Annotated in this window: 22 protein-coding genes and 1 pseudogene; 15 read left to right on the forward strand and 8 right to left on the reverse strand. The window is 59.3% G+C overall.

From position 1 onward, the window contains the following. Positions 1–100: 100 nt before the first annotated feature. From A6V37_RS15850 to A6V37_RS15870, 5 genes are all read left to right on the forward strand, one after another. On the forward strand, positions 101–868 hold the full coding sequence (locus tag A6V37_RS15850) for an SDR family NAD(P)-dependent oxidoreductase (protein ID WP_064269574.1): 768 nt from the start codon (positions 101–103) through the stop codon (positions 866–868). Positions 869–980: 112 nt separating this feature from the next. Next, positions 981–1742 (forward strand): SDR family oxidoreductase, encoded by a 762-nt coding sequence (locus tag A6V37_RS15855; protein ID WP_082902772.1) that lies wholly within the window; start codon positions 981–983, stop codon positions 1740–1742. Between the two features lies 1 nt (position 1743). Next, positions 1744–2637, forward strand: coding sequence for a beta-keto acid cleavage family enzyme (locus tag A6V37_RS15860; RefSeq protein WP_064269576.1), 894 nt, complete (start codon positions 1744–1746; stop codon positions 2635–2637). A gap of 80 nt (positions 2638–2717) precedes the next feature. Then, positions 2718–3854: an acyl-CoA dehydrogenase family protein gene (locus tag A6V37_RS15865; protein WP_064269577.1), complete on the forward strand. Its 1137-nt coding sequence runs from the start codon at positions 2718–2720 to the stop codon at positions 3852–3854. A 46-nt stretch (positions 3855–3900) separates the two neighbouring features. Next, positions 3901–5463, forward strand: coding sequence for a methyl-accepting chemotaxis protein (locus A6V37_RS15870; protein ID WP_064269578.1), 1563 nt, complete (start codon positions 3901–3903; stop codon positions 5461–5463). A gap of 154 nt (positions 5464–5617) precedes the next feature. On the opposite strand, the gene A6V37_RS15875 is transcribed toward A6V37_RS15870, so the two are convergent. Then, complete coding sequence (locus tag A6V37_RS15875) at positions 5618–6559, reverse strand: LysR family transcriptional regulator (protein ID WP_064269579.1); 942 nt, start codon at positions 6557–6559, stop codon at positions 5618–5620. 364 nt (positions 6560–6923) lie between these two features. Between A6V37_RS15875 and A6V37_RS15880 the strand changes: the two genes are divergently transcribed. Next, complete coding sequence (locus A6V37_RS15880) at positions 6924–7661, forward strand: GntR family transcriptional regulator (protein ID WP_242665858.1); 738 nt, start codon at positions 6924–6926, stop codon at positions 7659–7661. 326 nt (positions 7662–7987) lie between these two features. Here A6V37_RS15880 and A6V37_RS39200 read toward each other — a convergent pair whose 3' ends face one another. After that, positions 7988–8290: a DUF4148 domain-containing protein gene (locus tag A6V37_RS39200; protein WP_075643498.1), complete on the reverse strand. Its 303-nt coding sequence runs from the start codon at positions 8288–8290 to the stop codon at positions 7988–7990. Positions 8291–8666: 376 nt separating this feature from the next. Between A6V37_RS39200 and A6V37_RS15885 the strand changes: the two genes are divergently transcribed. The 4 genes from A6V37_RS15885 (at position 8667) to A6V37_RS42365 (ending at position 11503) form a co-directional block, all read left to right on the forward strand. Continuing rightward, the gene (locus A6V37_RS15885) at positions 8667–9119 is read left to right on the forward strand and encodes a GNAT family N-acetyltransferase (RefSeq protein WP_242665855.1); all 453 of its coding nucleotides are present in this window, start codon (positions 8667–8669) and stop codon (positions 9117–9119) included. A 264-nt stretch (positions 9120–9383) separates the two neighbouring features. Then, the gene (locus A6V37_RS15890) at positions 9384–10106 is read left to right on the forward strand and encodes a helix-turn-helix transcriptional regulator (RefSeq protein WP_064269581.1); all 723 of its coding nucleotides are present in this window, start codon (positions 9384–9386) and stop codon (positions 10104–10106) included. A gap of 32 nt (positions 10107–10138) precedes the next feature. Beyond that, positions 10139–10513, forward strand: coding sequence for a VOC family protein (locus A6V37_RS15895; protein WP_064269582.1), 375 nt, complete (start codon positions 10139–10141; stop codon positions 10511–10513). Between the two features lie 606 nt (positions 10514–11119). Then, complete coding sequence (locus A6V37_RS42365; RefSeq protein ID WP_064269583.1) at positions 11120–11503, forward strand: hypothetical protein; 384 nt, start codon at positions 11120–11122, stop codon at positions 11501–11503. A 208-nt stretch (positions 11504–11711) separates the two neighbouring features. Here the strand turns inward: A6V37_RS42365 and A6V37_RS41405 are convergent, their stop codons facing one another. From A6V37_RS41405 to A6V37_RS15910, 3 genes are all read right to left on the reverse strand, one after another. Continuing rightward, positions 11712–12170 (reverse strand): hypothetical protein, encoded by a 459-nt coding sequence (locus A6V37_RS41405; protein WP_165614457.1) that lies wholly within the window; start codon positions 12168–12170, stop codon positions 11712–11714. A gap of 745 nt (positions 12171–12915) precedes the next feature. After that, positions 12916–13827, reverse strand: coding sequence for a LysR family transcriptional regulator (locus A6V37_RS15905; protein ID WP_064269584.1), 912 nt, complete (start codon positions 13825–13827; stop codon positions 12916–12918). Positions 13828–13919: 92 nt separating this feature from the next. Next, positions 13920–14855: a SphA family protein gene (locus tag A6V37_RS15910; RefSeq protein WP_064269585.1), complete on the reverse strand. Its 936-nt coding sequence runs from the start codon at positions 14853–14855 to the stop codon at positions 13920–13922. A gap of 51 nt (positions 14856–14906) precedes the next feature. Between A6V37_RS15910 and A6V37_RS42850 the strand changes: the two genes are divergently transcribed. Next, the gene (locus A6V37_RS42850) at positions 14907–15041 is read left to right on the forward strand and encodes a hypothetical protein (protein ID WP_278185290.1); all 135 of its coding nucleotides are present in this window, start codon (positions 14907–14909) and stop codon (positions 15039–15041) included. Here A6V37_RS42850 and A6V37_RS15915 read toward each other — a convergent pair. Beyond that, positions 15031–16080: an alpha/beta fold hydrolase gene (locus A6V37_RS15915; RefSeq protein WP_064269586.1), complete on the reverse strand. Its 1050-nt coding sequence runs from the start codon at positions 16078–16080 to the stop codon at positions 15031–15033. The genes A6V37_RS42850 and A6V37_RS15915 overlap by 11 nt on opposite strands. After that, the gene (locus tag A6V37_RS15920; protein ID WP_075643499.1) at positions 16077–17741 is read right to left on the reverse strand and encodes an FAD-dependent monooxygenase; all 1665 of its coding nucleotides are present in this window, start codon (positions 17739–17741) and stop codon (positions 16077–16079) included. Before A6V37_RS15920 ends, A6V37_RS15915 begins: the two co-directional genes overlap by 4 nt. A gap of 258 nt (positions 17742–17999) precedes the next feature. Between A6V37_RS15920 and A6V37_RS15925 the strand changes: the two genes are divergently transcribed. Continuing rightward, a complete protein-coding gene (locus tag A6V37_RS15925) occupies positions 18000–18785 on the forward strand; it encodes a class II aldolase/adducin family protein (protein ID WP_064286128.1) in 786 nt (261 codons plus the stop codon). Between the two features lie 85 nt (positions 18786–18870). After that, positions 18871–19062 (forward strand): annotated as a pseudogene (locus A6V37_RS43185) (LysR family transcriptional regulator); the annotation flags it as partial. A gap of 99 nt (positions 19063–19161) precedes the next feature. On the opposite strand, the gene A6V37_RS15935 reads toward A6V37_RS43185, so the two are convergent. After that, positions 19162–19413: a DUF4148 domain-containing protein gene (locus A6V37_RS15935; RefSeq protein ID WP_242665857.1), complete on the reverse strand. Its 252-nt coding sequence runs from the start codon at positions 19411–19413 to the stop codon at positions 19162–19164. A 340-nt stretch (positions 19414–19753) separates the two neighbouring features. Here A6V37_RS15935 and A6V37_RS15940 point away from each other — a divergent pair, with 340 nt between their 5' ends. Together A6V37_RS15940 and A6V37_RS15945 are read left to right on the forward strand one after the other, a co-directional pair. After that, on the forward strand, positions 19754–20821 hold the full coding sequence (locus tag A6V37_RS15940) for a porin (protein WP_064269591.1): 1068 nt from the start codon (positions 19754–19756) through the stop codon (positions 20819–20821). 74 nt (positions 20822–20895) lie between these two features. After that, positions 20896–21237 carry a BON domain-containing protein gene (locus A6V37_RS15945; RefSeq protein WP_064269603.1) on the forward strand — a complete coding sequence of 114 codons (342 nt, stop codon included), beginning with the start codon at positions 20896–20898 and terminating at the stop codon, positions 21235–21237. Positions 21238–21240: the final 3 nt, after the last annotated feature.

Raw genomic sequence — 21240 nt, forward strand, 5'->3', positions numbered from 1 at the left:
ATCTGTGATCACTAAAAGCTTAGCCTTTAGCCATGTGGTCGCCGCGATGTAGAAATGCAGGGGCGTTCGAAGTGATGATGTGAACTTGAAGAGGTCTGTGATGAGCGTTGACGGCAAGGTAGTTGTGGTAACGGGTGGTTCCGGTGGCATCGGCGAGGCGGTGGCGCATCGTCTATCACGAGACGGATATCGTGTCGCAGTGGTTGCAAGCTCGAGCGTGGAAAAGGCGGAGAAAGTAGCCGCCGCGATTCGCGCCGAAGGCGGCGATGCCACCGGCTTTGCCTGCGATGTCCGAGATGCCGAGGCTGTCGCCAGCCTGATCGAAAAAGTCGTTCAGGCATTTGGCAGGATCGACACGCTTGTGAATGCTGCCGGCGTGTTCAAACCGACGCCCGCCGGCAGCGCCGCCTTGCCGGACGTCAATCAGATGATTGACATCAATTTGCGCGGCACGTGGAACACGATCAACGCTGTCGTCCCGCGTCTGAAGGCAAATGGTGGCGGCAAGATCGTCAATGTCGCGTCTGTCGCGGGTCTGACAGGCTTCGGCACATACGCAATTTACTGTGCAACCAAAGCCGGGATCGTGATGCTAACGCGCGCTCTCGCGTGCGAACTTGGGCGCGAAAATATCAACGTCAATTGCGTTGCACCTGGTAACACCGCGACAGGCATGAACGATGACATCCGCAATGATCCCGAGATGCAAGGCCTGCGCGACTTCATGGCAGCACGCACGCCAAGCACGCGGACATTCTCTGAGCCGCAGGACATTGCGGGTGCTATTTCCTTCCTCGCTTCCGACTCTGCGCGCGCAATGCACGGAAGCTGTCTGCTGATGGATGAAGGCATCTCCGCCGGTTTGTGACCTTGACACACATGGCGTAGCGGTGCGAGTAGCGCTGCGGTATCGCTTGTGTATTGAATCATGGCGCCCGCTGGTGCGAGCTGGGCGCTTGTCTTTGATTGAGAGGATGTCCATGCAGGAAACAGTCATCGTCACTGGCGGCGCGGATAGCGTCGGCCGTGTAATTGCTGAGCAATTCATTGCACGCGGTGCTCGTGTCCACATTTGCGACGTACGGGCTGAAGCCGTGGAAGCAACGCTTGCGGCAAATCCGGGTATGACCGGAACAGTTGCCAACGTTGGCAATCCGGCTCAGGTAGCGCAGGTCCTCGAGGACGCTCAGCGCGCCTTCGGAGATGCCTCGGTTCTGGTCAACAACGTAGGCGTTGCTGGACCGCGCGCAGCTCTTGAGGACATCACCGACGACGCGTGGCGCGAGACGTTCGATATCAATCTCGGCGGCATGTTCCAGTTCATGAAGCATGTAGTTCCGGCTATGAAGCGCAATCGTCACGGCGCGATCATTAACTTCTCCACCGGATCGACCCGTACACGTCTGCCTATGCGCACCGCTTACGTCGTGTCCAAGGCAGCGGTTGAATCGCTGACCCTGAACGCGGCACGTGAGCTCGGCCCGTTCAACGTCCGCTGCAACGCGATTTTGCCAGGCATGATCGACAACGAGCGTATGCAGCGCATCGTCGCCAACATCGCCTCGGAAAGCGGACGTACCGCAGGCGAAGTCGAGTCGGACTATCTGAAATACATTTCGCTGCGGACCAAAGTCCAGCCAGACGATCTCGCTCAAATGGTGCTTTTCCTCGCCTCCAGCGCAGCTTCGAAGGTCACGGGCGAATTGATTGCCGTTAGCGGCAATGTTGAATGGGAAATCTAACATGTCCAGAAAAGTCATTCTGACCTGTGCGGTCACCGGTAACGCACCGTTTAATCCGAAACATCCGGCTATGCCGATCACGCCGGCTCAGATCGCCGACGCATGTGTGGAGGCCGCGAAAGCCGGCGCATCAGTAGCTCACATTCACGTGCGTGACCCCGAAACTGGCGGTGGCAGCCGCGATCCCAAGCTCTTCAAAGAGGTGGTCGACCGCGTCCGTCAGTCGGGCACCGATATCGTTCTGAACCTGACCTGCGGTCTTGGCGCGTTTTTCCTGCCCGACCCCGAAGATGAAGCGCGTGGACTTCCGGAAAGCGACGTTATTCCCGTTGCGGAGCGCGTTCGTCACCTTGAAGAGTGTCTCCCGGAAATTGCCTCACTGGACATCACGACGGGGAATCAGGTCGAAGGAAAGCTGGAGTTTGTGTACCTGAACACGACGCGAACCCTGCGTGCGATGGCCAAGCGGTTCCAGGAGTTGGGCGTTAAGCCGGAACTGGAAGTTTTCAGCGCTGGCGACATCCTGTTTGGCAAGTCGCTTATCACTGACGGGCTGATCGACGGCGTCCCGTTGTTCCAGATGGTACTCGGGGTCCTATGGGGTGCTCCTGCCACGACTGAGACCATGATTTATCAGCGCAATCTGATCCCTGAGAACGCGCAATGGGCAGCGTTTGGCATTGCACGCGACGAAATGCCAATGGTTGCGCAGTCAGCGCTGCTTGGTGGGAATGTGCGCGTCGGCCTTGAAGACAATCTGTACCTCAGCCGCGGTGTGTTCGCGACCAATGGCCAACTGGTCGATCGCGCGAGCACCATCATTCACCACCTGGGCATGTCGGTTGCCACGCCCGCCGAAGCGCGCGAAATCATGCAATTGAAGACCCCGCAATAAAAGCGTGGTTTTTTTGCGGGCGTGTGTCGTGAGTGCATTGACATTCGCGCACCGCCCGTTTTTGTTGTCTGGAGATGCAAATGATATTGACGGCCGAGCAGCAGATGATGCAGGACTCAATGCGCGCGTTCGCTCAGGAAAAACTCTTGCCACGTGCAGAACATTGGGAGGCAAGCGCGGAGTTTCCTCGCGCGGCGCTTAAGGAGTTGGGGGAACTGGGCGCCCTTGGTATGACTGTATCGGAAGAATACGGCGGCGTCGGACTGGATTACGTGTCTCTGGCTGTCGTAATCGAAGAGATTGCGGCTGGCCACGGTGCCACGTCGACCATTGTATCTGTGCAGAATTCGCTGGTTTGCGGCATTACGGCACGGTTTGGCAGCGAAGCACAGAAGAAGACGTATCTGACTGGCCTTGCAACGGGCGAGCTGTTGGGCTGCTTCTGTCTCACAGAGCCGCATACGGGCTCGGATGCGTCGGCTCTCAGAACGACGGCCCGTCGCGACGGAGACGAGTGGGTCATCAACGGGGTCAAACAATTCATTACGACTGGGCGGGAGGGTGATGTTGCGCTTGTCTTCGCTGTCACTGACGCGTCGGCTGGCAAGCAGGGGATTTCCTGCTTCATTCTGCCCACGACGACGAAAGGTTACATAGTGACGGGCGTTGAGCGCAAGCTCGGGCAGCACGCTTCGGACACGGCGCAGATTACTTTTGAAGATTGCCGTGTGCCGGGTGACGCCCTTGTGGGCGAACTGGGCCAGGGCTACCGGATTGCGCTTTCCAACCTCGAGGCCGGTCGCATCGGGATCGCGGCCCAGTCAATCGGGATGGCGCGCGCCGCTTATGAGGTTGCTGTGAGCTATGCGCGGGAACGCCATGCATTCGGTATTCCTCTCGTCGGACATCAAGCAGTAGCTTTCCGCCTCGCTGACATGGCTACGAATATCGAGGCAGCTCGGCAGTTGACGTGGCATGCGGCAGCTCTGAAGGACGCGGGGCAAGCCTGTCTGAAGGAGGCTTCGATGGCAAAGCTATTCGCATCGGAAGCTGCGGAAAAAGTGTGCAGCGCTGCCATTCAAACTCTGGGAGGGTATGGGTACACGAAGGATTTCCCGGTGGAGCGGATTTATCGGGATGTACGGGTGACCCAGATCTACGAGGGGACCAGCGATGTGCAACGTATTGTGATCGGTCGTGCGGTCATCGGGGCATAACGTAAGCAATAGGAATGAGTTTTCCATAATTTACGAGAAGAAAACCATGACGTTTTCCCGCAGACTTTGGTTGCCGCTCGTCGTGAGCGTCGTAGCCCTGATCCTCGTGTCGATCCTTGACGCCTGGCACGCGCGCGAAATTCGAATTGACGAGCGGCGCCAAAATCTGCGAGAAGTTGCGACGTTGGCCGCGAGTGTTGTGAGCGAATACCATTCTCTCGCTAAGTCCGGACAGATTGGGGAGGATGTCGCGCGACATCAGGCACTTGAGCGTCTCAAGGGCATGCGCTATTCGTCGGAAGGGTACTTTCTTGTGTATTCGTTTGACGAAGTCATGTTGATGCATCCGTTCAAAGCATCGGCTGTCGGAAAGTCAGTCAATGGCTTGCGCGACAGTAAGGGCCTCGCGCTATTTGACGAAATGACAGTCGCTTCCAGGCAGGCGGGCGGGGGTTACCTGAATTATCAGTGGCCCCATCTTGGAAAGTCCTCGCCATCTCCGCTGATCGGTTATGTGCAGCGTTATGAACCCTGGAATTGGATAATCGTTACTTCGGCGTATGTAGACGACATCGATAAGGCGTTCATTGGCTCACTCGTGCGATCGTCGCTTATATCTTTTTCGATTGCAGTGGCACTGATTGTCATTGTCTCGTGGTCGACGCGGGGCGTGCAACGGGTACTGGGTGGCGATCCGTCCGACGTGGCCAGCGCGGCTATCCGCATTGCGAACGGCGACCTGACTACGACTCTCGATGTTGCTCCTGGGGACAAAAATAGTCTTCGTGCGGCGATCAGGCAGATGCGTGATTCTCTACGGGTCAGTATCCTGCATATTCAGGAAACCTCTGATAACGTGGCCCAGGCGGCCCGGGATATCGCCGAAGGAAACCGAAGCCTCTCTGCTCGTACCGACAGCCAGGCAGCGTCTCTTGAAGAGACTGCAGCCAGTATGGAGGAAATAACGGTCATGCTCCGGCAGACCGCCGACCAGGCAAGTATGGCGCGGACGCTGGCTGAACATGCCACCCAGGTGACGCAGAACGGATGCGACATGATGTCGAGGATGAAGCTGACGATGGGTGAGATTTCGGGGGCGTCAGCGCAGGTGTCAGAGATTATCTCGGTGATTGAGTCGATTGCCTTCCAGACAAATATCCTTGCGCTTAACGCTGCAGTTGAGGCTGCGCACGCTGGGGACGGCGGGCGTGGGTTTGCAGTCGTGGCTACGGAAGTACGCGCACTCGCACAGCGAAGTGCTAGCGCGGCGGGGGAAATTCGCGCCCTGATTGGTGTGGCCGCCGATAAGGTAAAGGTGGGTTCTTCGCTCACGGGGGAGACTGAAATTGCAATCGACGCCGCGCAGCAGGCTATTGCACGCGTGCGTCAGGCTGTCTGCGAGATCGATCAGGCGGCGGCAGAACAGCGGGCTGGCGTGGAGCAGGTTAACACCGCCGTTGCACGCATTGACGGACTGACGCAGCAAAACGCGCAACTTGTTCAGGAGGTGGCGTCGGTTGCCGATTCGCTTGAAAGTGAGTCGTCGCGCATGCGTGCAGCTGCGGGGGTGTTTGCGATTTCCGAAGCAGCAACGGTCGGGCAGCTATAGCTTTGAGCATGGCTTCGTCGTATGAAGGAAAAACCAATTGTGGGCCACACCCACGATATGATCCAGATGGCGTGCGTTGACCTTGCTGGAAAAGGTCGCATTACATGCGCCTGCGGGTGTCGAGTTGGCGCGACCACAAGTCGTGGTGATGGCGTTACGGCGTGTCGCGCGGCGAAATAGATGCGGCTGACTGCAGACTGGATTCGCCGACATGGGGGGTGCCCGGAGCGGTGCGATGACTTAACGCGTCGAGCTGCGCGAGACTCATCTCGACGAAGTGCATCACCTTCGCCGGGACATATTTTCGGCTGGGATACGCCACATGAATATCGACACGATCCAGTTTCTCGTCCGCGAGAACTTTTCTTAGACTGCCGTCGGCGAGATCGTTGGCTATCAGAAAGGCGGGCAATATCGCGATGCCCAACCCCTCTCGTGCAAGAAGACGGAGCATTGCCGTGTTCGTGGTGAGGTGCAGATTGCTACATCCGGCGGCCGCAAACCTTTTTGCGAAGCTCTTGAGGCAAAGAATCCTGTGATTCGCGAGCTCAGCGTAGCTTTTCGGATTCGCCCCGGTGAGATAGGCGGGAGTGGCGCACGCCACGAAGCTGCTTCCACTCGCCTTGCGAGTGACTATGTCCTCGCTCCTGAGCATGGCTTCAACGACGACCGCTACGTCGAATCCTTCTTCGATTAAATCGATCGGTCTGTCGGCCAGCGTAATGTCGATCGACACCTCCGGGTATCGCTTGCAGTAGGCGGCTACCAGCGGGGCAAGTAAGGCGAGAGCGAGCGCCGACGGCATTGCGACACGTAGTGCCCCAGAAGGCGCCGCGGCTTCATGTCCGGCGCGCGCTTCGGCCTCGGCCGTGGCGCTCAGAATCTCGCGGCAGCGCTCGGCGAATTCGGTCCCGGTAGTGGTGGGCAGAACGTTTCGTGTGCTGCGCTGGAGGAGTCGAGCCCTGAGGTGAGTCTCCAGCTCGGCGATGGCGCGGGTAACCATTGGTTTGGATAGCTCGAGCACGCGAGCCGCCCCGGCGAAGCTGCCACTGTCGATGACCTGAACGAATACCCGCATCGTGAAAAGTCTGTCCACTATATTCCCGCCTTCGATTTCCCGGATGCGGCAAGTGTCCGCTTGTACAGTCCTGGCGCTGCTTCCTTCGCATGAAGATAAATGATCACAAAGTCGGATTGTAATTCACGCATCGTAAGTTGTGCGTGGTCGCTCTACCAAAATAAATGTGCCAATAATAGTGGGACAAAGTAGTTGCGGGCACGTCAATAGCTGAAATTCGAATCGTCAGAAGACTGGGCTTGCAATACACTTGTGATCACAAGAATTGCAATCGACAGTGCGGTATCACACAGGCAACGAGAAACCGGGTAACTCAATAGACAACATGCGCCGCGACATCGCACGTGAAGACGAAGATCCCAGGAATGACGCTGCCCCTACAATGACAAGGCTGAGTACGGTCGCGCTTAGGGATCGCGTATACACGGAACTCGCAAACGCTTTGCGATCCGGGCGTTTCGTCCCGTCCGCGACAGTGACGATACGTGGTCTCGCTGAGTCACTGGGCACGAGCACTATGCCGGTGCGTGAGGCGGTCAGCCGCCTTGTGACAGAAGGGGCGCTAGACATGTTGCCGAACCGTACGCTTCGGGTGCCGACGGTGTCGGTTGGGCGCCTGGACGAGCTCATTGACGCCCGGGCGGCAGTCGAGTCACACGCGGCTGCCCGCGCTGCTGAACGAATGACGCCCGCAGACTTCACTGCGATCAAGGCGGCCAACGAGGCATATAGCCATGCGGTCGATGCCGCAGACGTGCCGGCGGCGGTCGCCGCAAACGAGCGGATGCACTTCGCGATTTATCGCGCGGCGAAGTCGGACCTGCTCGTATCGATGATCGAAATGCTCTGGTTGCAAAGCGGGCCGTATCTCGCTTCCATCATGAAACGGATGCAGGCCGCGCAAGAGACGCTTCATGACCGGGGTGTCATGCATCACTTCAACATTCTCGCGGCCCTTGCGAAGCGCGATCCGATTGCGGCAGCCGAGGCCTTGAAGGCGGACATTCTTGATGCGGGCGTCTGGTACAGGCAGCAGATACTTACGCTGGACGAGTCGGCCGATTTGAAAGCAGACAGTGCCCGTCCGGTCACCGTCAAAGACAAGGCGGCTAACCCATGATTTTCCGAGTTGCTGCGACCCAAACGCGGGCACTTGCTCGCTGGCGCGGGCTCCCATTTTGTTGGCCCCCAAAAGTAGTCGACAGGCAAACCCGTTAGACCGCGGTCATTCTGAAGGGAAAGAAGGCTGACGTCTTCCCACCCTGACAACCAAGGTCTTCCAGCGTCTCAGAATGAAGAGTGCAAGAAATGTTGTTCGGAGCAGGCGCATCGCCGTCCAGGTCGTTTTGCAACTCATGCTGAGTGATGGTAAGGCTAAAAAATCGTGTCAGGCGGATTGACACGCAGGTATTGCCTGCGGAGAGGAAACAAAAAAATTGAGGCCGGTCAACTTCCGTTCGGGTCTGCGTTTCGCATGCGTTGACCAGCATCAGTCACGCCGCTTTCTGACGGACGGTAACCGGCACCCTGCGCAATAGCTTTCTGGGAAGCTATTCGAGCCTCTGCAGAGCGAAGATTGTGCGGATAGTCGTACGCATCTGTTGCGCCCGGCATGTAGCCGGCATTCTCAATCTGAACGAGTTGCTCACGGACCTGCGCGCGGGTCAATGTTTGCGACGACTGCGCAGACGACAAGGCCGGTGCGGCGAGGGCAGCAGCGAGAACGAAAGTTTGTGCCAGGGTTTTCATGATGTGTACCTCTACGGTTGCCGTGCCGCGCCGGTTGGCGCGCGTTTCAGTTCAATGAATGCAGTCTATCGAACGCTTCGTCTGTACGGGAACGTCCAGAACGTTAATGCACTATTTCAGAAGTTGAAACGCTGAACAGATTCCGGCTGGGCTTCGAATGCCGATGGGCCATTGGGTGCGAGTCTATCCACCCGCTGCAGCGGGCCGACTTCGGTGGTTCGGGAGAGCCCTGATTCGGCCGGCGCGGATCGTTAACTCAGCCGTCCGGTAAACGGCATTACGCATCCGTCGGCGTTTGTCGGCCCCACCCGGTTGATGCCGATCCCCTGTATCCGATATTCTGGTGAAGAGCTATTTATCGTGATCGGCGGTTGTGATGAATCTAGATTTTCGGCAGGCCGTTCCCGAAGACTCAGAATGGCTATTTGACACGTACCGGCGAACGATGAAAGGATTCGTTACCTCAGCATATGGCTGGGACGACGACTTGCAACAGGCAGGGTTTGCCAAAAGCCTTCGCCAAGGTTCTTGTCAGATAGTTACATGGGAAGGCAACCGATGCGGGTTTGTGCACTGGGACGTCGAACCGGATCTCGTATGGCTAAGAATGCTTTGTATTGTGCCGGAGATGCAAAACAAGTCGATTGGCGGTGCAGCGATTGCCAAGGTGATCGCGTTGTCCAGTCACTTACAGAAGCCGCTGTACTTGAATGTCTTCGTGTGCAACCGGGCTGCCTATGACTGGTACAGCAGAATCGGCTTTGTCGAATTCGAAAACGATGGAAAGGTCTCCACTTTGATGCTTGCTCCTTCGTCATCTTCCCCATAAGGAACGGCATGCGTAGTCTTCTAAGCACCTCGTTCCCATCACAAACTTCCGGGTTCGTTTAGGGTTGGTCGATGCCTGCCATCGCCCAACTCTAAACGGCCTCTGCCATCCGCATCGGGCAGCAGGCGGCTAGGTTGAGGCGTTCGACTGAGCCGCATAGATCGTCAACAATGCGATGTCTGTCTGGACGCGACCTATAGCATTCAACTTGAAGTAACCGATAGCGTCGCCGATTTACTTCAGTGTCGATATCAGGATTTACATATGTCCCGCTCCGAGCGTCTTCTTCATCTCCTGCAAGTGTTACGTCGTTACCGACGCCCCGTGCGTGGCCAAGCCCTGGCCGAGGAACTCGGCGTGAGTATCCGCACGCTATACCGGGACATCGCCAGTTTGCAGGCGCAAGGAGCAATGATCGAGGGAGAACCGGGCGTTGGTTACGCGATGAAACCGGGTTTCATGCTGCCGCCCATGATGTTTCGCTCAGAGGAACTCGACGCCCTGGTTCTTGGCATGCGCTGGGTGGCCGATCGCTGCGACAAGACGCTCTCGTCCGGTGCGCTGAGCACGCTTGCGAAGATAGCCGCCGTACTGCCCGCTGAACTGCGTCGCGAACTGGAGGAGTCTTCGCTACTAGTCGGCGCGCCGTTGAAGAGACCTGCCCACAAAGTCTCACCTGACCTTCTGCGTGCCGCAGTCCGAGAAGAGCATAAGCTCAATATTACATACGTGGACGCCAGTGGTATTCAATCGCAGCGTGTCGTTTGGCCCTTTGCCTTGGTGTATTTCGACCAGGCGCGGGTCCTGATGTGCTGGTGCGAGCTTCGAGCTGATTTTCGGAATTTCCGTTCGGACCGGATCTCGAACGTCGAGCCGTTGGAAGAGCGCTACCCCAAAAGGCGGTCAACACTGCTTCGTGAGTGGCGCAAGCTCAATCACGTCGCCAGCCGCACAATACTGCCAGAATCTGACAGTATCGACCATTAGACTGAGCTTCCTTTCTTGGCGAGGAGCTCAAAATGAAGTTCGCATCGGTTCGTGTTGTTACCCGGGATATCGATGGACTGGTGGAGTTTTATCAAAGGCTTTCCGGTATCGAGGCTGTACGTCCGGCGGATGGATTTGCGGAAATACGATTCGGAGGAGCAACGCTTGCGATATCGTCTGAGCATCTAATCGAGCTTTTCAATGTCGGCGCTGCCACTGCGGCTGCAAATCAATCGGCGATCCTGGAGTTCGAAGTGGAGGACGTTGACGCGGTGTTTGAGCGGATGTGCGCCTGCGGGACGAACATCGTAATGCCCACGACGTTGATGCCGTGGGGCAATCGCTCCCTTTTGCTGCGCGACCCGGACGGCAATCTCGTCAACATATTTTCTCGCCCCAAACGTTGAGGAAACCTGCCGTCACGGCGCCCCGCCGCGTCGTTGCTCGTACGTTCGCGAACGGCCGCTTCGGGAAGACGCGACCGTCTCTTGTGGGTCGATCTCAGCCAATCCTGAATGTCAGCACAAGTCGAAGTGGAGATTCGGTTTAGACTCGCTGGTCCATCGATCGAGCGCCCGGCATACCGTCCTTCAAAGCTTGCTCGGCCACCCCGGTCTGGAGGTGATCTGCCAAGTAGTCATTTGGGCGCTGCGCTTGCTCATCATCCAGAAGGGCATTGGGACGGTGCGCAAATTCCAGGACTGGGCCGGTCCGACGGCTTCTCGTTCAGCCACGGCATTCCGATGAGCGGGTGCTCGACAAAACCAAGGAGGCCGGCGTCAGACGGCGAGCGAGGCCCGTTCTTGGCGCCGATGGCCGTTGGCTCGACCCGGATCACCTACTGTGGCGATCGGCGGCGGTCTATACCTGATCATGGCGACTCTGCGGCCGCGTAACGCGATCTCGCCGACTCGCGCTTGAGGGTTTCGTTAGCCTCAGGCACGGCAACGATGCCGATGGTTGGCCGTCGGCGGACATGCTAGGATTTCTTTCAAACAACTCCGGAGACTGCTATGCCGTTCATCTGCGAAAACGTTGAATGTCGTGCCGTGCTGGCTCGTGGGCAGGTCAGATCCACTCACGAGGACGAGGGGTGGTGCTTCTACTGCCCGGACTGCAAAGTCAGGAACGAGTTGAAAGATATCGGCGTACCTGGCGGTCCTGTCGAGTTGGTTCAGCCAGAAAGATCCGACCTTCCGCACAAGGTAATAGCGACTGCTCGACCATTGGAGGACGGCAGATACGCAGCGCAATTGCGCGTTCAGAGGGCACTCGGTGTGAAAGGAACGTACGCGGCCGAAGAGCACTGGGAGCAGCTCGGTGTATTCCTCGACGCGCAAGAGGCCGTAGCGCATGCGAAGTCTTTCGCAACAGACCTGCTGGAACGAACGGCTTAGTCGCGAGTGGCACGCTGGATTGCACGGATCGGTACGGGAGGCCCACGACCGTAGATCCGTCCGACAACCTGGTGCTGTACGGCGTGCACGCCGCGCAGAAAGCGATTCTGCTTTCGGCGCGCTCGATACGCACTATAAACGGGTACCGCACCAGTCCGAATACTCCACCAAACAAGATGTGACTTGCTTGAATTCAACCAACCTTAGCTCATGAAGCACCACTGGCAGCGAGCTTGACAAATAGTCTGGCTGCTTCGTTGCCATGGGACAAAGCGCGCAGTGCAAGGGAGAGCGCTAGCTGTGCGTCGTGGGAGACCGCGCTACGATCCTGATCGAAGAGCTTGACGGCGTGGCGCATATGCTGCGCTGCCTGCGTGTGAAGCTCCACGGCCGCCGCATGATGTTTTGCCACGTCCGCGGCACTTACGCCTGAGCCGGTCGAGGGAGGCGTTATTGATGGCGTATTGGCGCTGTGCGCGCCAGCGTCGTGTGCCTGATCGATCGCATGCAACGTGTGGCCATGGGCCATCATCGCCTGATGTGCAGCGTGGGCAAAGTCTTGACCACCCTCGAAATGCCGCGACGCCTCGCGGTGATGTCGCGCGGCCTGCTCGTGGTGTGACGCCGCGGCTTCGAGATGACCTTTCTTGCTATGCTTCGTGTTCATGCCGGCTCCTGTGCAACTTCAGGAATCACTCGGATGGCGACCGATTCGAAGACACAGTGGCGGGTCGCAACAAGATGCTAATCTACACCCACTTGCGCCTTCTGTGGCATTTGCGTCTCGCGGAAAATCGGCATCGCGTTCGCCTGCTTTTCGAACCGGGTTGTTGTGGTGACCATGCGTATTGGACCGCGCGAACAAAACGTTAGCGAGGCTCTCAAGTTTTCTGAGTCGTGCCGGAAAGAAGGCAACCAGGCACTGGGTAGCTAGCAGCGCCTGTTCAGCCACGGTGTGGATCCGCATGCGCCAGTCGGAAGGTTGCAACCTCCGTAGAGGGGAGGTACCGGTAATTCGAGGGGACACACGTATCAACCACGGAGGTTCGACACTGAACCTCCGGGTTCGGCCATGAAGCGTTGTTCGTACGCACCGCCGCTCGGACGTTCAAACGTCGGCTCCGCCCCAGCAAACGGTCATTCGATTCGCGAACTCCGTTGACGTTGCGCGAAACCGAAACGATCTGACCAATGGTGTTCACGCAGGGATAGCTTCGCCTTTAATGTGCGGCTTTTACGCTTGGTATGAACATCAAGATGGCCACGTGCACCGTACCGGCACGCGGCCAGACGCTTCGTCCATTTGTCGGATTGGGCCCCGCCTTCCCGCCGAAATCGCAGAGCTAACCCGCATGCTCTTCTGAAAGTGACCGAGGGTCGGTGAAAATCGGGACGCTCTTCGTTCCACAAGCTCAGCGCTCGTCGCTTGAAAAATGCTCGAACACCAGCTGCCTGAGCCACTGATTCCCGGCATCGCGATGATTCTGCGCATGCCACAGCATATTGATCGTGATCTCGGGCAGCTCGACCGGACACGGTGCGCTGGCAAGATTGGCCGTTTCGAAGGCGCGCCGCGCATACGCCTCCGGCGCGACTGCGATGAGATCCGTAGAATTCAAAATGTGCCCGACTGCAACGAAGTGTGGCACGCGCAACCGGACATTGCGCGCGATGCCCATGCGCTCGAACATGGCCTCGATTGCGGTGTGTCCCGTGCCTTCTGCTGTCACGCTGACGTGCTCGGCCGTCTGAAAGCCGGCGAGCGTGAGCGGCTTGCCGGCCAGCTGGTGCGCCTTGCGAAACAGGCAAACGTAGCGTTGCGAAAAAAGCCGCCGCTGAAAGAAGCCGAAGTTGAGATCGGGCAAGAGCCCCAGCGCCAGATCGATCCGCCCGCTCTCCATCTCGTCGCGCAAATTAACGGACGTGTTGCGCACCGACGTGATCGTGATGCCCGGTCCGGCCTTGGACAGCAGCGGCAACAGCGCCGGCAGGAAGTAGATCTCGCCGACATCCGTGAGCGCGACACGAAAGTCGCGCTTGCTCACGGCCGGGTCGAAGCCCGAATGGGTGTTGACGGCGTCGAGGATCATTTCCAGCGCATGCGCGACCGGCTCGCGCATGTTCTCCGCAAAGCGCGTCGGCGCGATGCCTTTCGAGGTGCGCAGAAAAAGATCGTCGCCGAGCATGCCGCGCAGACGGTTCAGCGCGTTGCTCACGGCCGGTTGCGACATGTCCAGGCTTTCCGCCGCGCGCGACACATTGCCTTTGACGAGGACTTCGTGCAGCACGACCAGCAGATTCAGATCAACGTCTCTCAGCTTCATGGCGCCCCCTATCCCGTTTGCGCATCCTCCGCGGACGCGCTCCAGACCCCCATAACGATACGCGACCCGTTACGCAATGGCACGGATGCGGTTCAGAAGACATGCATGTAGCGGACAAATGCTCGCGTGCCATCCGGCCGGTTGCGGACATCCAATTCCTGGTAGTAGTTGAAGTACAGATGATCGTGCGACGTGATCTGCCACAAGGCGCCCGGGCCGATGCCGAGCACGCGCTCGCGCCGGTCCCGCGCGACTTGCCCGTTGATCTTCGAATCGGTAAATTGCAGCAGCCAGTACGCGTTCACGCCGAGGCGGAAACCCTTGACGATTTCATACTCACTTGCAAAGTTCGCATGCACGGCTTGTCCGGCCTGCACGTCGCGCGCGCCCGGGCCAAGCGAAACAGGCGGCGCATCGTTGCGCCCGCTCCACAAATAGTGCAGCCGCAACGACGCGCTCCACTTCGGTGTCAGCCATAGCGTCGCGGCCCAATACGGGTTGATGGCCCACACGTTGTTGCCCGGATCGATTGTGTAGTGCGGGTTGTAGCCACCCGTCGGGATCACAAAATCGAACTCGAAGCGCTGGGTCAGAAACGGCCGTCCGTTCAGCATCCACGTGTCGGTCTGCAAAAACGGCCCGACGCGCAGATCGCCGAGCCCATTGCGCGCTTTAAGACGCGCATCGCCCATGCCGTCGTTGATCGAGGACCCAAGCGTCGCCGACTCGATCACATTCACTCCCCAATGCGGCACGCCGGCGCGCTTCTCCGACAGATAGATCAACTGCGTAATCGAGCCCAGCACGTCGAGCGATTCTTGCGGCAGCGGCAGGCGGTTGCCGCTGTTGTTGCTCAGCTTGTTGGCGCTGTAGTACTCGAAGTATTGCGATACTGCCCAGCCTGACTGGATATTCGGCGCGACGTCGATGAAGCTGGTCGAACCGAGATTGACCGTCGGTTCGTCGTATGCATGCGCGAGCAAGCTCGCCGCCATGACCGCGAGTGCGGCCAGCCGATGGATCTTCATACAGTCTCCGTGGTGTTTTGATCGAAGCCCCGTCCGGGCGACGGATTCGGGATGAATCCGCAGTGGCCGGATGGCTTCTTTATTTGTTTTGCCGCGATGTCGTTCGCGGACATCTTCAAGCGCGTCTCCGTGAGCGCCTTCGTGAGCCGGAAGATGTACCGCCTCGATCAGCGAATCAGCGCGTGAGCGCCTCGATGAATGCCGCGAGACGATGCGCCCATCGCCCGGCATCGACGCCCGACGCGAAGTGTCCGTGCGGGCTGTCGATCTCGTGATAGGCCGCTTGCACGCCGGCGTTCCATAACGCGTCCATCACGCCGGGCGCAAGCGTAGGCGGAAACAGGCGATCCGTACTCGACAGCACGAACAGCACGCGTGCCGCGATGCGTGACAGCCGAGGCCGCAAGTCGAAGCACTCGGCGGCCCGCATCAGAATGACCATCGAATTCGCATCGAAGCGCTCGGCCCATGTCGCGGCAATGCGCTGGATCTCGGCATCGCGCGCGGTGGCGTCGGGAAAGCGCGCCGCCAGCACCGTGTCGATCCCGAAGCTCCGCAGCGTCTCAACGCGCATCCGGGTGAGCGTCGCGTCGACGCCGCCCGGCACGTCGTAATAGTCGCCGTCGTGCCAGTTCGGATCTTGAGCTAGACGTTTAACGATGCCCTTAACATCGGCCGGTGGGCAAAACGGCGCGCTGGTCGCCGCCACGATCCCATCGACGAAGTCCGGATACGACACTGCCCACTGAAACGCCTGAAACCCGCCGAACGACGGCCCGACGACCGCAACGAGGTGCCGCACGCCCAGGTGGTCGAGCAGCGCGTGCTGGGCGCTCACGATGTCGGCGAGCGTCACGCCGGGAAAACGCAAGCCGTATGGACGACCCGTCCGGGGATCGATGCTCGCCCCGTTGGTCGAGCCATATGACGAGCCCAGCATGTTCGGACATACGACGAAAAAACGTTCGGTGTCGATCGGCTTCCCGGGGCCGACCAACTCGCTCCACGAGCCCTCCGCCGCTGCGCTATCGGGCCTCAGCATGTCGGGGCCGCTCGTGTAGCCGTGCGTGACGAGAATCGCGTTGCGCCCGTTCGGCGCGAGTTCGCCGAAGGTCAGGAAGGCCGTGACGGCCTCGGGCAGCAGTTCGCCATTGGCGAGCGCAAAGCTCTCGATTCGATGTTGCCGAAGGGCCGCCGCCGCGTCGGGGCTGAAGGATGAGTTCATTGGGCCTCCCCTTGCGTAGCGCCGCTCAGTACCGCTTGCAATGCGCGCTTTAACGTGTCACGCGGATCGGCGAGCGCAACCGGACTGCGAAAAGCGACATGTCCGTCTGGCCGTACGAGCACCGCGCCGTCGTCCTGCACGCCATATAGCCCGGTAAATGAGCGGTCGGGTTTCAGATCAGCGTTGCTCCCCACCCGCCATGCCGGAATCGGTGCTTTGCCGATTCCGCGCAGACCTGCCGCGGCTTCAATCCACGAGTGCCCGCGCTCACCCGCAAGCAGCACGAAATCCTGCTCGAACAACTCGACGACCGAAAAGCGGCGCTCGCCCTGCTCCACCCAGAAGTGCGGCGCGCGATAGCCAGGCTTCGCGCTCGGCACGTAGTCGATCACGGCATGAGCGGTTGCAGGCAGCGGCGTGCCGTCGTCGATGAATGCACCCGGCGCTTCGTAATGCACGCCGAGATCAAGCCCCGCCCAGTTGCCGTACGGACGCGACGCCGCGACCGCCGCCCGTTGCGCTTCGCGCGTCGCCGCGCGACGGATGTCGAGCACGTAATGCAGGTTGTCCATGCAATAGGCAATGACCCGCCGCGCGACTTCGCGCCGCTCGCTGTCGAACGTATCGAGCAACGGCATGTCGGCTGCACCGCGCATCACGGCGGCGAGTTTCCAGGCGAGGTTATGCGCGGTTTGCAGTCCACTGTTGAGGCCGATTCCGCCGAATGGCGGCACATGATGCGCGGCATCGCCGACGAGCAGCACGCGGCGATCGCGCAAGCGCTCCGCCACGACAGCCGCCAACGTGTACGAGTAATTCGAATGAAGGTCGAAGTCGATCTGTTCCGCTTCTGGCGCGCCGATCATGGCCCTGACGCGCGCAAGCACGCGCTCCTCGGTCCAGCCGTCCATCGAATCCTTCTGCGGATCCAGCCAAAGCTGGCACATCCAGCGGCGCTCACCGTCGAGCGCCTGAAACACGCCTTCGGCACCCTTGCCGAGCGTATAGATCAACGCCCCCTCACGGCCTTTGGTCCAGCGCGACAAGTCAGCGTGAAAGTGGCAATTGACGAAGGCCTGCAGATTTTCCCGGCCGACACGTTCGATACCCGCGAGCTTGCGGATCGTGCTGTTACTGCCGTCCGCGCCGATCAGCCATTGCGTGCGGAGGGTTTCCGTAACGTGGCCGTCCACACCTGAACGCAACGTGAGGGTGACGCCGTCATCGTCCTGCGAGTACGCGTGCACTTCGGTGCGAAAGCGGATGTCTCCATTTGGATAGGTCTTCGCGTGACGCCAAAGTATGGCGTCGATGTGGTCTTGCGCGAGGCATTTGAAGTCCATGGCGGTCCATTGCGCGCATGCGCCGGGCACCATCACGCCGCTCGGCATGTCGCCGATCGCCTCGCCCGCGAGCGTGTCGAGATAGACGAATTTGCCGCACCAATCGGGCGGCAGTGACAGCGCGTCCATCTCCTCGGCGAGCCCGAAGTGCCGCCAGATCTCCATGGTCCGGCTCATGATGCCTCTCGCACGCGGCAGCGTGCTCACGCCGCCGCGCTTTTCGACCACCAGGTTCCGGATCCCGAAGCGCGAAAGCAAAATCGACATCGACAGGCCAACGGGCCCGGCGCCCACAATTACCACGGGTACTTGCTGCACGTCTCTCTCCTCGTTGAATTCGTTACGCGTGCAACAAGCGGCACGGCACCGTTGAAGTGATGATGAGGAAGAGAGGCCGTTTGCGAAATACAGTGACCGGCATAGGGGGTTATCACGATCGTGAATAACGGGCGCGATATTCACGATCGTGATAACCCCTATCCACGCAACGGCACTTCTTGCGCATGCCCCAGCCTGTTTTAATTCCTTATTCCCACTATCCGCGTGGCCCAGTTGCGCATTGATGAGAGAGCTCCGATGAAATCCGAGACACCGCGCGAGATATTGGCGCGCCGCAAAGCAAAGCGTCGTTCCGTCAGCGAAGTCGAATGGGAGGCCCGCATCCAACTGGCCGCGTGCTACCGGCTCGTCGCGCATTTCCGCATGACGGATATGATCTACAACCATATCTCGCTGCGCGTGCCCGGCACCGACGATCAGTTCCTGATCAATCCGTTCGGATTGCTCTACGAGGAAATCACCGCGGCAAACCTGGTCAAGGTGGATTGCGAAGGAAAGCTGATCGAGGACGACGGGCTTGACGTCAACCCCGCGGGCTTCGTCATTCATTCGGCCATCCACATGGCTCGGCATGACGTGGCCTGCGTGCTGCATACGCATACGCGCGCCGGCGTCGCCGTCTCGGCGCTCAAGCAGGGCTTGCTGCCTGTCTCGCAGCACGCGATGCGCTTCTTCAATCGAGTCAGCTACCACGACTATGAAGGCATCTCGCTGGATGATGACGAGCGCAGCCGCCTGGTTGCCGATCTCGGCGGGCATCACACGCTGATTCTGCGCAATCACGGGCTATTGACGACCGGGAGAAGCGTCCATGCCGCGTTCGAATTGATGTACTACCTCGAGATGGCATGCCAGATTCAGACCTCGCTGCCGGGCAACATCGGCGATTGGACGCTGCCGGCACCGGCCGTATGCGAGCGCGCAGCTCTACAGTTCGAGCACTCGCACGAATTCCTCAAAGAGAGGGATTGGCACGCGCTGCTGCGGTTGGTCGAGCGGATCGATCCGTCGTTCAAGGAGTGAACGTTCTGGATCGAACGGCGGCGGCAAGCCGCCGTTCGCGCGCTACACTCACAGCCAGTACTTGTCGGAAGAAAACTCCGTGGCATTGCGCACGCGACCGTTCGAACGTTCGACGCGCAAGCTCAGGCTGACCGATGAGGGCCAAATATATCTGGTGTATTGCCAGCGTGCATCGCAGTCGCTCGAGGATGCACATGCGGCGCTGCAGGCCGGTCGCGCATCCGTGAGCGGCGCGTTGCGCATATGGGCTACTTCAGACTTTGGACAAAACGCGCTGAGACCAACCATTCCGCTTCAACATCGGCCTGTCGTCTTTCCTTGTGCTTGACGCGATACCTCCCCATTCTGCAGAAAGTATCTGTACCACTTGTTTGTTTTAATGAGGCTTCCCACTGCTAGTCCCTTGCGAGCTGTCGCCGCTCGTTGACATGCCGATTCTCGCCTGCGCACCCTGGATGTTCTCCGGATAGTGCGGATCGAAACTGCCAGGCGTGTAGCCGGCCTTTTCGAGTTCCACGATTTGCTGCCGCACCTGTGCTCGCGTGAGCGGTTCATTCGTCTGCTGTCCGAAGGACAGACACGGCGCGATGAGCGAACTGACAAGAAGTCCGGCAACGAGCAATTTCACGATCATTTCCCCTTTTAAGTTTCAATGCGATGGCGCAACGTCGCCAATGATCGTTCAGCATACCCGGGCGATTCACGGGCTGTAAGTCTGAACGGAGCGATTGCATGTTGCTGAAGTCGCAACAATGGTTCTGGCGATGACGATGGACTGACATGGTTTGTCCGGCTACCGGACGTTCCGGGAATTCTTATTGAAGGGGCAGGCGCGTGCCCATAAAGTGAAATCACGGAAGACGCGTGACGTGATCGTGATTCTTGATAGGTAGTCGAGGCGGCCGCAAGCCTCGCGAGGTCTCTCGCCTTCTTCCGCTCATCGAAGAAAATCGTGGACGGAGACCTGCATGAATAAGCCTCTCGCAATGGCCGTTGCGCTCGCGTTGCCGACCTTCGCGCACGCACAAAGCGCAGTGACATTGTATGGATTGATCGATTCGGGCATTACCTATGTGTCGAATGCCAGCGGCAAGAGCGAAGTGGTAGCGGCCGATGGTGTCATCCAGCCGAGCCGCTTCGGTCTGCGCGGTACTGAGGACCTGGGCGCCGGCGCGCATGTGGTCTTCACATTGGAGAACGGCTTTTCCCTCAACACGGGCGCCGATTCGCAATCTGGCCTGATGTTCGGACGGCAAGCCTTCGTGGGCCTGACCAGCAACCGATGGGGCTCTCTGACATTTGGCCGCCAGTACGATTTCATCTGGGACTACATGACCCTGTTCTCAATCGGGTCGCGGCTCGGCGCGTACGGCTTCCATCCAGGCGATTATGACCACCTTGGCGGGTCGCTGCGGATCAACAATTCAGTGAAGTATTCGGTAACGCCCTTTGCGGGTCTCAGCCTGGGTGCTCTGTATGCGTTCGGCGCCGATCCGGCAACCACGGGCAGCGGACGGGTCGTTGCCGCGGGCATGCAATACAGCGGGGGCGTCTTCGGCGCGGCGTTCGCCTATAACAACGTGCATGGCATGTCACTGAACCCCACCGCGCAGATCGGCACGACACTCGGTTCGCCGTTTCCTTCAGGCGCATTCGTGGCGAGCAACATGCAGAACATCGAGGCCGCTGCAAGCGTGACCTTCGGTCCTTCGTCCACGCGCGCACTCTTCACCGCGACGAGCATCAAGTATCGGAGCGCGACGGTGACGATGCGCTCATATGAGATCAGCGAGGTCTACCAGATTACGCCGGCGTTGTCGGCGAGCGCAGGCTTTTCACTCACACGGATGTCGCCTTCGACATGGCACGTCGCAAGCGCGATTCTCGACTATTCACTGTCGAAGAAGACGGATGTGTATATCAGCGCGGCATATCAGGACGTGACGGGCGGTGCACATGCCACATTCCTGACGGTCCCCGCTTCGTCCAACGGACGCGATTTCGCCGCGCGGGTTGGCATCCGGACGCTGTTCTAGACGGCAACTCGGCGCAACGGGCCGCGACGCCGTCATGGGGACGCAGGCGGCCATGAGGAAAACAGGTGAAGCAAATGACAAGAAACACGGTAGCGGGGGCGCTTGTCCTCCTGTCGATCGTCTGCGCGCACGCGCAGCCTGGGAACGTGGCTGCTTCGAGTGGCGCGAGTCCAGCATCGAACGCCAGGCAGGTGCGCGCAGCCGACCGCGCGTTGCAAAAGAATGTGCGGCGCGCGCTCGCGAAGACGAAGGGGCTCGAAGTCATCAACATCACCGTTCACGCGCGCAATGGCGATGTAGTGCTCGAAGGCTCGGTGCCTGAGCAATCGGAGATCGACCTCGCAACACGCGCGGCCCAGGGCGTGCCGGGTGTCAACTCCGTGAAGAATGCGTTGATCATTCACATTCCGCAGTAAGTC

The organism is Paraburkholderia ginsengiterrae, assembly GCF_001645125.1.
GTDB lineage: Bacteria > Pseudomonadota > Gammaproteobacteria > Burkholderiales > Burkholderiaceae > Paraburkholderia > Paraburkholderia ginsengiterrae.